We start from the raw sequence: 9,590 nt of genomic DNA on the forward strand, positions 1-9,590 counted from the left end.
CTCGTGAACTGTTCCCGCGCTCCGTGCGCGAACAGTTCACGAGATGGCGGGGATGACGCCTTGGAGGGCGGCGGCGGAGAGGGTGTTCTCGAGCAGGCAGGCGATGGTCATCGGTCCGGTGCCACCGGGCATCGGGGTGAGCCATCCGGCGACTTCGGACACGGGATCCTGGTCGACGTCGCCGACGATGCCCGCCTCGGTGCGCGACACGCCGACGTCGATGACCGCAGCACCCGGCTTGACCATGTCGGCCGTGATCATCCGTGCTTGGCCGGCCGCGCCCACGACGATGTCGGCTTCGCGGACGACGGCGACCATGTCGGCGGTGCGGGAATGCGCCATCGTGACGGTGGCGTCCACGCCCTTGCGGTTGAGGAGCAGCGAGAGCGGGAGCCCGACCAACGTCGACCGTCCGATCACCACGGCCCGCTTCCCCGACGTCGGCACGTCGTACTTCTCGAGGAGGCGCATCACGCCGAGCGGGGTGCAGCTGACGAGGCCCGGCCGGCCGCGTACGAGTCGGCCCATCGACCGCTCGGTCAGCCCGTCGACGTCCTTCTCCGCGGGGATCAGGTCGAGGACCGGTTCGGGGTCGAGGCCCTCCGGGAGCGGTAGCTGGACGAGGATCCCGTGCACGGAATCGTCGGCGGCCAGTGCCCGGACGACGGCTTCGACCTGGTCCTGCGAGGCCGTGGCCGGCAGCGACTCGTGACGCGACACCATCCCGGCCTCGGCGGCCTTCTTGTGCTTGGAGTTGACGTAGCGCTGCGACGGACCGTCATCACCGACCAGCACTGTCGCGAGACAGATGGCGGGCGAACCGAGCGCGTCGATCCGCTGCGCCAGTCCGGCGACGACCTCGTCGCGCAACGCATTTCCGTCCATCCGAATCGCAGCCATGCGGCGGACGCTACTTCCCCCGGAGGAATCGACCCTCGCCACGCGCGTTCTCGACCCCGTCCCGTATCAGATGCTGATACAGAACGGGGCCGAGAACAACGACGAGCCGGCACGGGCCGCGGCGGCACAGATCCCGCCGAGCAAACTCGCGCCGCGCCGCATCCGGAAAGTCAGTTCACGCAACGCCGCGAGCGGCGAAGCTGGCGTCGAATCAGCCGGCTTCGGAATGGGTGACGGCGGTCTCGCCCATCCATTCGCGGAGGGTGTTCTTGAGCTTCGTCTGCTGGATGAACAGGTCGGCCTCGGCCGGCGAATCTCCGGCCGCCTGCGGCGCCTTGAGGTAGAAGCTCAGCCATTCCTGGACGCCGGTCTCGCCGGCACGGTGTGCGAGGTCCATGAACAGGGCGAGGTCGAGCACGATCGGTGCGGCGAGGATCGAGTCACGGCAGAGGAAGTCGACCTTGATCTGCATCGGGTACCCGAGCCAGCCGAAGATGTCGATGTTGTCCCAGCCCTCCTTGTTGTCACCGCGCGGCGGGTAATAGTTGATCCGCACGACGTGGTCGATGTTGCCGTAGAGGTCGGGGTACACGTCGGGCTGCAGGATGCCGTCGAGCACACCGAGCTTGGAGACTTCCTTCGACTTGAAGTTCTCCGGATCGTCGAGCACTTCGCCGTCGCGGTTGCCGAGGATGTTCGTCGAGAACCAACCGCGGACGCCGAGCATGCGGGCCTTGAAGCCGGGCGCGAGCAGGGTCTTCATCAGCGTCTGGCCGGTCTTGAAGTCCTTCCCGGCGATCGGGACACCGTTGCGCTTCGACAGTTCGATCATGCAGTCGAGGTCGGTGGTGAGGTTCGGCGCGCCGTTGGCGTAGGGAACGTCGCTCTGGAGTGCGGCGTAGCAGTAGATCTGCGACGGCGAGATGTTCTCGTCGTTGTCGCGGAGGCCCTGCTCGAACGTCTCGACGGTGGCGTGCACGGCGGAGGGCTCCTGGTAGGCCTCGGTCGAACCGCACCACACGATGACGAGACGGTCGCAGCCGTTCTCCTCCTTGAAGCGGGCCATGTCGGCGATCAACGCCTCGGCCTGATCCCACTTGTTGGCGAGGTCCTTGACCCGCACGCCCTCCAAGCGGCTCACCCAGCGCTGGTCGAATACGGCCTCCATCGGGACGATGCCCTCCATCTCGGCGGAGATGGCGTCGAGATCCTTGCCCTCGAGCACGCCGGCGGTCTTGGCGGCCTCCATCGCGTTCGGGGAGATCGGGTCCCACCCACCGAAGACGATGTCGTCGAGTTCGGCGAGGGGGACGAACTCGCGGATCAGGGGGTTGCGGTTCTCCTCCTTGGTGCCGAGGCGGATGTGCGCCATTTGGCTGATCGAACCGATCGGCGGCGAGATGCCCTGGCGGGCGGCGAGCACGCCGGCGATGAAGGTGGACGCGACCGCGCCCATCCCCGGCGTGAGGACGCCGAGTCTTCCGGATGCGGGTGCGATGTCACGAGCTGTCATGCCAACATCATAAGCATTCATTCATTCATCGTGCCGATTGTGAAGGAACTCTGAACTAAACTGCGAGGGTGTCCACCCGCCGCCGCGCCCCGTTGCCGGACATCTCGATCCGTCAGTTGGAATATCTGATCGCTGTCGCGGACGCGCCGTCGTGGAAGGTTGCCGCCGAGGACTTCGGCGTCAGTCCGTCGGCGCTCTCGCAGGGCCTCGCGGAACTCGAGCGACGGGTCGGGGTGCCGATCTTCGAGGCCGACGGTCGGCGCCGCATCCTGCGACCGACGAGCCGGCCGGTCCTCGAACACGCTCGACGAGTCGTCACCGCCACCTCCGATCTGGTGGAGTGGTCTGCGCTGATGAACGCTGCCGAGGCCGGCAGCGTCGCCCTCGGGATGATCGACGTCGCCGCCGTGGAGCATTTTCCCGACGTGCTGCGCACGTTCCGCTCCGAACGCAACGGCGTCGATCTGACGCTCACCGTCGCTCCCTCGAAGGCGTTGCTCGCCGACCTCGAGTCCGGTCGATTGGATCTCGTGGTGTGCGTCGATCCCCCGACCGCTCATCCCGGCATCGACTTCGAACCGTTGCTCAGCGAATCGCTGGTGGTCTACGGGCCTCCCGGCACGCACATCGGCCCACCCGCGACGTGGGGGCCGTGGGTGTTGTTCCCAGCGGGCTCGCACACCCGGCGGGCGATCGACGAAATGCTCTCCGCTCGCGGCGCTCCGCTCGAACTCGCCGCGGAGTCACATCAGCCGGACGTCTTGCGCGAGATGGTGCTCCTCGGACTCGGATGGACGGTGCTGCCCCGCAGTCAGAGCGAGCGGGTGCCCACGGAACTGGCGGCCGGCCCGGAGATCGGCGAGCGCCAGTTGGTGCTCGCCCGCCGACGTGACGCGATCGTGGATCCGGCGGTCGCCGAACTTGCGGCGCGGCTCCGGAAAAGTTCACCCTCCGGAGCGAACGGCCCTGGGGTGTTCTCGTGAACTTCTCCGGCGCTCCGTGCGCGAACAGATCACGAGAACGGGGTCAGCTGGCCACGCTGATCTCGTAGACGCAGGCGTGGGCGCCACCTGTCTTGTGCGCGACGCGCTGCACCGTCGCACCGGGCATCAGGTCACGCATGAAGTCGAGTTCGGAGGAACAGGCCTGGCCGTAGCGGCTCGCAACCGACCACATGGCGCAGTTGTGCAGATTGATCCGGAACTGCTCACCGTCGAGCTCTTCGAAGTCGGCGAGATAGCCCTGCGCGTCGAGCAGATCGGCGACGATGCGGACCCGTTCGGCGGTCGATGCCCCGTCGAGGCGGGCCAGCGCCTCGTCGACGAGCCGCCGCCGCCGACGGTCGAAGACGCGGCCGACCAGTTCGGGGTCTTCGTCCTCGATAAATCCGAGCAGCTCGATCGAGAGATCGCCGTCGGTCGCGCCGAAGAACGGCTCGGCCTGTTCGGTCGCGTGGTAGTGGTCGGCGGGTCGACCGGCGTGACCCCGCTCCTGGCGGGCCTCGACCAGACCGACGACGCGCAGCGCGGCCAGGTGTTGGCGCGCAGCACTCGACGAGATCTCCAGGATGGTCGCGAGCTCTCCGGCGGTCACCTCGCCCTGGCGCTTCACGGCGGCGAGGACTCGTCGCTGCGTCGGTGAAGGGCCAAGTTGGACGGCGTCCATGTGACGAACGTATCAGCGTTCCCGCCGATTCTCGGAGTTTCACAAGCCAAAACTTGTGAAATCGACAAATCTGTTGATACACAGGGGTTGTGGCATCGAAACGGTGACGATTCCGACCGGATCGAAGATCCATCTTCACCCGAGTCGGAACAACAAGTCGCCATACAATTGATGCGAGCGTGTTGCCCCACCACCGCGCTGATGAAAGGGACGTCGATGAGCGAAACACTTCGAGAGATCGAGGAACTGACGGAGGCGAGCTACGAGTTCGGCTTCAGCACCGACCTCGACACCGACATCGCGCCCCCCGGCCTGAACGAGGACGTCGTCCGGCTCATCTCGGCCAAGAAGGACGAGCCCGAGTGGCTGCTCGAATGGCGCCTGAAGGCGTATCGGGCGTGGAAGGAGATGGACGAGCCCGACTGGGCCAAGCTCGACATCGCGCCGATCGACTACGACGCGATCAGCTACTGGGCGGCACCGAAGAAGAAGCCGGTGCTCGACAGCATGGACGACGTCGATCCTGAGATCCGCGACATGTTCGACAAGCTCGGGATCCCGCTGCACGAGCAGAAGTTGCTCAGCAACGTCGCCGTCGACGCGATCGTCGACTCGGTGTCGGTCACGACGACGTTCAAGGCGAACCTCGCCGAGGCGGGCGTCATCTTCTGTTCGTTCTCCGAAGCCGTGCAGGACCACCCCGACCTGGTGCGCGAACACCTCGGCTCGGTCGTTCCCGTGCGTGACAACTACTTCGCGGCACTCAACTCGGCGGTCTTCTCCGACGGGTCGTTCTGCTACATCCCCAAGGGCGTCCGTTGCCCGATGGAGCTGTCGACGTACTTCCGGATCAACTCGCAGAACACCGGCCAGTTCGAGCGCACGCTGATCGTCGCCGAGGACGACTCGCACGTGTCGTACCTCGAGGGCTGCACCGCTCCCCAGCGCGACGAGAACCAGTTGCACGCTGCCGTCGTCGAGTTGGTCGCGAAGGACCGCGCCGAGATCAAGTACTCGACCGTCCAGAACTGGTACCCCGGCGACGAGAACGGTGTCGGCGGCATCTACAACTTCGTCACCAAGCGCGGCCGCGCCCACACCGACGCCAAGATCTCGTGGACCCAGGTCGAAACGGGCTCGGCGATCACGTGGAAGTACCCGAGCGTCATCCTCCAGGGTGACCGCTCGATCGGCGAGTTCTACTCCGTCGCCCTGTCGAGCAAGCGCCAGCAGGCCGACACCGGCACGAAGATGATCCACATCGGTGCCGACACCACGAGCTCGATCATCTCGAAGGGGATCTCGGCGGGTCACGGTCAGAACACGTATCGCGGCCTCGTCAAGGTGATGCGCTCGGCCGAGAACGCGCGCAACTACACGCAGTGCGATTCGCTCCTGCTCGGCAAGGACTGCGGCGCCCACACGATCCCGTACATCGAGGTCAAGAACCCCGGTGCGCAGGTCGAGCACGAGGCGTCGACGTCGACCGTCGGCGAGGATCAGCTCTACTACTGCCGCCAACGCGGCATGTCCGAAGAAGACGCGATGTCGATGATCGTCAACGGCTTCTGTCGTGAAGTCTTCAACGAACTCCCGATGGAATTCGCCGTCGAAGCTCAGCGCCTGCTGAGCGTCAGCCTGGAAGGAAGTGTCGGCTGATGCTGCACGTCAACAATCTCACCGCCGCGATCGGCGACAAGCAGATCCTCAAGGGTCTCGACCTCGATGTCGAGGCCGGCGAGGTCCACGCGATCATGGGCCCGAACGGTTCCGGCAAGAGCACCTTCGCTCACGCGATGGCCGGCCGTGACGGCTACGAGATCACCGGAACGGCCACCCTCGACGGTGCCGATCTGCTCGACATGGAGCCCGAGGCCCGCGCCACTGCGGGCGTGTTCATGGGGTTCCAGTACCCGGTCGAGATCCCGGGTGTGAACAACATGTACTTCCTGCGCACCGCACTGAACTCCGTGCGGCGCGCCCGTGGCGACACCGAGATCAGCGCCCGCGAGTTCCTCAAGACTGCGAACGAGGCGATGGCCCTCGTCGACATGAAGGAGGACTTCCTCAACCGCGCGGTCAACGCCGGGTTCAGCGGCGGCGAGAAGAAGCGCAACGAGATCCTCCAGATGGCCGTGATGCAACCGCGCCTCGCGATCCTCGACGAGACCGACTCGGGCCTCGACATCGACGCACTGCGGATCGTCGCGGGAGGGGTCAACGCACTGCGCGGTCCCGAACGCTCGATGATCGTGATCACCCACTACCAGCGCCTCCTCGAGTACATCAAGCCCGACTTCGTCCACGTGCTCGTCGACGGTCGGATCGTCGAATCCGGCGACCACACGCTCGCACTGCACCTCGAGGACCACGGCTACGCCGACTTCGTCAACGCCGACCTGAACGACGCACCGGAGCGCCCGCTCACTGGAGCACCATCGTGACGATCGATTCGACCGCGCCTGTCGCGTCGGATGCCCTGGCCCACGTGCGCCTCGGCGCCCTCGAGCAGATCGCCACACTCGGCACCCCCACCAAACGGGACGAGGCGTGGCGCTACGCGCCGCACCGCTCGCTCGGCGAGTTGACGTTCGGGCCACCGATCGAGTCCGCGACCGATCTCCTGACGGATGCGTCGGCCAACATCGACAAACACATCCCTGCACTCGACGGCCCGCGGATCGTCGTGGTCAACGGCACCGTCGACCTGGAACGGTCGAACTTGACGGGGCCGGACGGAGTACGCATCTCGACGATCGCCGATGCGCTCCTCGAGCGCCCGGAGCGCGTCGCCGCCCACTACGACGTAGGCGACGATCAAGGAAACACGGCGATCCCCGACTCGTTCCTCGCGGCCAACGTCGCGTTCGGCGTCGACGGCGCCGTCGTCCACATCGCCGACGACGTCGAGCTCGACGCTCCGATCCACGTCATCGACATCGCGGTGGCCGGTGAGGCTCACCTCGGAGACACGCACAACGCCCATTGCAGCGGCATGATCGTCCACGTCGGAGCGCGGAGTTCGGCGACGGTCGTCGAGACCCGCCTGGGTTTCGGCACCGACTTCGGCGGATCGAACGTCCGCACGACGATCACAGTGGGCGACGAGGCAACGCTCGAGCACGTGCTGCTCCAGGACGTTCCCACGACACAGATCCACCTCAGCCGGGTCGACGTGACCCAGGCCGCGGGCAGTTCGTTCCGGGCGAGCTCGTTCAACCTCGGCGCCTCGTACGGCCGCCTCGCGTACGACGTCCACCTTGCCGGAAAGGGCGCCCACGTCGATCTCTCCGGGCTGTTCTTCGGCTTCGGTGACCAGGTCCTCGATCAGCAGATCACCGTCGTCCACGACGCGGCCGACTGCTCCAGCCGCCAGACCTACCGGGGCGTGCTCGACGATTCGAGTACCGGTGTGTTCAACGGCGGCATCGACGTCAAGCCCGGCGCCGACGGCACCGACGCCGAGCAGTCCAACGACAACCTGCTGCTGTCCAACCGGGCCGAGATCAACACGCAGCCCCGACTCGAGATCCTCGCCGACGAGGTCGCCTGCAAGCACGGCGCCACGGTCGGCCAACTCGACGACACCGCGCTCTACTACATGCGCTCCCGCGGGATCCCCGCCGACGAGGCGCGCCGACTGCTGATCAACGGGTTCGCCGACCAGATGGTCGACAAGGTCGGCATCGGCACGGTTCGCGCATGGATCACGCACCGGATGGGACACGACGATGTCTGAGCAACAGACCTCCGATCAACCGGTGAGCCTGGGGTCCACGAAGGGTTTCACGATCCCCCGCGCCTGCGTTGCCACGGTCGTGCCGGCCGGACACAAGATCACCCTCGCCGCCGGCGACCGGGTGAAGCTGATGCAAGCGCTCGGCGGGACCGCCACCGTCACCACGAGCGAGGGCGAGATGGCTCGCCTCACCCCGGCCGACTCGATCGAGTTCGGCTTCGTCGACGCGCCCGACACCGTCGCAGCGGCTCCGAGCGACCAGCCGTTCAGCATCGATCGCGTCTGGGAGGCGGCCACGACCGTCTTCGATCCCGAGATCCCGGTCGACATCGTCGAACTGGGCCTCGTCTACCGCGTCGATGCCGAGCAGTTGCCGAGCGGCGGGTGGAGCGTCGACATCGACATGTCGGTGACCGCACCGTTCTGCGGGATGGGCGACATCCTCAAACAGGACCTGCACGACGCCGTCGCTGCGATCCCGGGAGCGGAAGCGGTCGACGTGAAGTTGGTGCTCGACCCACCGTGGGACGTCTCCCGACTGTCCGACGTCGCCCGCCTCGAGCTGGGGATGATGTGACCGACGCGGCAGCCGATCCGGTCGAGTTCGAGGATCCCGACGCGGTCGGGTCACCCGAACGCGCCGAGGCTGCCGACGACATCCCCCGTCCGAAGGTGTCGGATCCCGACGTGGTCGGTGACGACATCGACGAGACCGCGATCATGAACGCACTCCGCGGCGTGATCGATCCCGAACTGGGCGACAACATCGTCGACCTCGGGATGGTCAAGCGCCTCGAGCGCGGCGACGACCGGACGATGCACGTCACCATCGCGCTGACCACGGCCGGCTGCCCACTGCGCGCTCAGCTGATGCGCGACGCGAAGGCCCGGGTCGTCTCGCTTCCCGGCATCGAGACGGTGAAGGTCCACTTCGGTGAGATGACCACCGACGAACGCAAGAGCGTGATGAACCAGGCGCGGTGGAAGGCGCGGGAGAACGCGCTCGACACCGACATCCCGGCGACCGCCCGGATCCTCGCGATCTCGTCGGGCAAGGGCGGCGTCGGCAAATCGTCGGTCACCGCGAACCTTGCCGTCCTCCTCGCCGATCGCGGCTACACCGTCGGTGTACTCGATGCCGACGTCGGCGGATTCTCGATGCCCCATCTGCTCGGCATCGACGGTGAGATCGAGGGCGAACGTGCAGGCGAGGGCAAGACCGTGATGAAGCCCGTCGTCCGTCCGATCGGCGACGGCGTGTTGCACATCGTGTCGATGGGGTCGATCTCCGGAGCCAACCAGACCGAGGCGATCATGTGGCGCGGGTTGATGCTCAACCGGGCGGTGCAGCACTTCCTCGAAGACGTCCAGTGGGGCGCGCTCGACTACCTGCTGATCGACATGCCACCGGGCACGTCCGACATCCAGATGGGTCTCGCACGGATGCTCCCCCGGACCGATGTCGTGATCGTCACGACGCCGGCCAAGGCCGCACAGCAGGTCGCCGCTCGCGCCGCCGACATGGCCCGCAAGGGGTTCCTCCGTGTTGCCGGCGTCATCGAGAACATGGGCCCCGTCACCGCACCCGACGGCACGGTCACCGCGATGTTCGGGTCGGGTGGCGGCCAAGCACTCGCCGATGACATCGGCGTTCCGCTGCTCGGATCGATCCCGCTCGACGCGGCCGTTTCTGCCGGCGGCGACTCAGGGCTGCCCGTCGCGCTCGACCGGCCGGACAGCCCCGCATCTGCGGTGTACCGCCAACTCGCGGAC

At 66.6% G+C, this 9,590-nt stretch carries 9 protein-coding genes; 6 read left to right on the forward strand and 3 right to left on the reverse strand.

Going from position 1 to position 9,590, the window contains the following annotated elements:
- Window positions 1-36: 36 nt before the first annotated feature.
- Window positions 37-900 carry a bifunctional 5,10-methylenetetrahydrofolate dehydrogenase/5,10-methenyltetrahydrofolate cyclohydrolase gene (locus WBV89_RS00585; protein WP_423979401.1) on the reverse strand — a complete coding sequence of 288 codons (864 nt, stop codon included), beginning with the start codon at window positions 898-900 and terminating at the stop codon, window positions 37-39.
- Window positions 901-1,111: 211 nt separating this feature from the next.
- Window positions 1,112-2,413, reverse strand: a complete 1,302-nt coding sequence (locus tag WBV89_RS00590) for an inositol-3-phosphate synthase (protein WP_423979402.1) — start codon at window positions 2,411-2,413, stop codon at window positions 1,112-1,114.
- A 68-nt stretch (window positions 2,414-2,481) separates the two neighbouring features.
- Here WBV89_RS00590 and WBV89_RS00595 point away from each other — a divergent pair, with 68 nt between their 5' ends.
- Window positions 2,482-3,396 (forward strand): LysR family transcriptional regulator, encoded by a 915-nt coding sequence (locus tag WBV89_RS00595; protein WP_423979403.1) that lies wholly within the window; start codon window positions 2,482-2,484, stop codon window positions 3,394-3,396.
- Window positions 3,397-3,439: 43 nt separating this feature from the next.
- Here WBV89_RS00595 and WBV89_RS00600 read toward each other — a convergent pair whose 3' ends face one another.
- Window positions 3,440-4,078 (reverse strand): helix-turn-helix transcriptional regulator, encoded by a 639-nt coding sequence (locus WBV89_RS00600; protein ID WP_423979404.1) that lies wholly within the window; start codon window positions 4,076-4,078, stop codon window positions 3,440-3,442.
- Between the two features lie 216 nt (window positions 4,079-4,294).
- Between WBV89_RS00600 and sufB the strand changes: the two genes are divergently transcribed.
- The 5 genes from sufB to WBV89_RS00625 form a co-directional block, all read left to right on the forward strand.
- The gene (sufB, locus tag WBV89_RS00605) at window positions 4,295-5,737 is read left to right on the forward strand and encodes a Fe-S cluster assembly protein SufB (RefSeq protein WP_423979405.1); all 1,443 of its coding nucleotides are present in this window, start codon (window positions 4,295-4,297) and stop codon (window positions 5,735-5,737) included.
- A complete protein-coding gene (sufC, locus tag WBV89_RS00610) occupies window positions 5,737-6,522 on the forward strand; it encodes a Fe-S cluster assembly ATPase SufC (protein WP_423979406.1) in 786 nt (261 codons plus the stop codon). The genes sufB and sufC overlap by 1 nt, the downstream gene beginning before the upstream one ends.
- The gene (gene sufD, locus WBV89_RS00615) at window positions 6,519-7,817 is read left to right on the forward strand and encodes a Fe-S cluster assembly protein SufD (RefSeq protein ID WP_423979407.1); all 1,299 of its coding nucleotides are present in this window, start codon (window positions 6,519-6,521) and stop codon (window positions 7,815-7,817) included. Before sufC ends, sufD begins: the two co-directional genes overlap by 4 nt.
- Window positions 7,810-8,394 (forward strand): iron-sulfur cluster assembly protein, encoded by a 585-nt coding sequence (locus tag WBV89_RS00620; protein ID WP_423979408.1) that lies wholly within the window; start codon window positions 7,810-7,812, stop codon window positions 8,392-8,394. Before sufD ends, WBV89_RS00620 begins: the two co-directional genes overlap by 8 nt.
- The coding region (locus WBV89_RS00625; RefSeq protein WP_423979409.1) for a P-loop NTPase at window positions 8,391-9,590 on the forward strand (1,200 nt) is incomplete at its 3' end. The genes WBV89_RS00620 and WBV89_RS00625, both read left to right, overlap by 4 nt.

It is taken from the genome of Ilumatobacter sp. (assembly GCF_049588435.1).
GTDB lineage: Bacteria > Actinomycetota > Acidimicrobiia > Acidimicrobiales > Ilumatobacteraceae > Ilumatobacter_A.

Excerpts from the sequence above, each read along its gene's own strand:
- WBV89_RS00585 (WP_423979401.1), bottom strand. The coding sequence starts at position 900 with ATGGCTGCGATTCGGATGGACGGAAATGCGTTGCGCGACGAGGTCGTC.
- WBV89_RS00590 (WP_423979402.1), bottom strand. The coding sequence starts at position 2,413 with ATGACAGCTCGTGACATCGCACCCGCATCCGGAAGACTCGGCGTCCTC.
- WBV89_RS00600 (WP_423979404.1), bottom strand. The coding sequence starts at position 4,078 with ATGGACGCCGTCCAACTTGGCCCTTCACCGACGCAGCGACGAGTCCTC.
- sufB (WP_423979405.1), top strand. The coding sequence starts at position 4,295 with ATGAGCGAAACACTTCGAGAGATCGAGGAACTGACGGAGGCGAGCTAC.
- sufC (WP_423979406.1), top strand. The coding sequence starts at position 5,737 with ATGCTGCACGTCAACAATCTCACCGCCGCGATCGGCGACAAGCAGATC.
- WBV89_RS00620 (WP_423979408.1), top strand. The coding sequence starts at position 7,810 with ATGTCTGAGCAACAGACCTCCGATCAACCGGTGAGCCTGGGGTCCACG.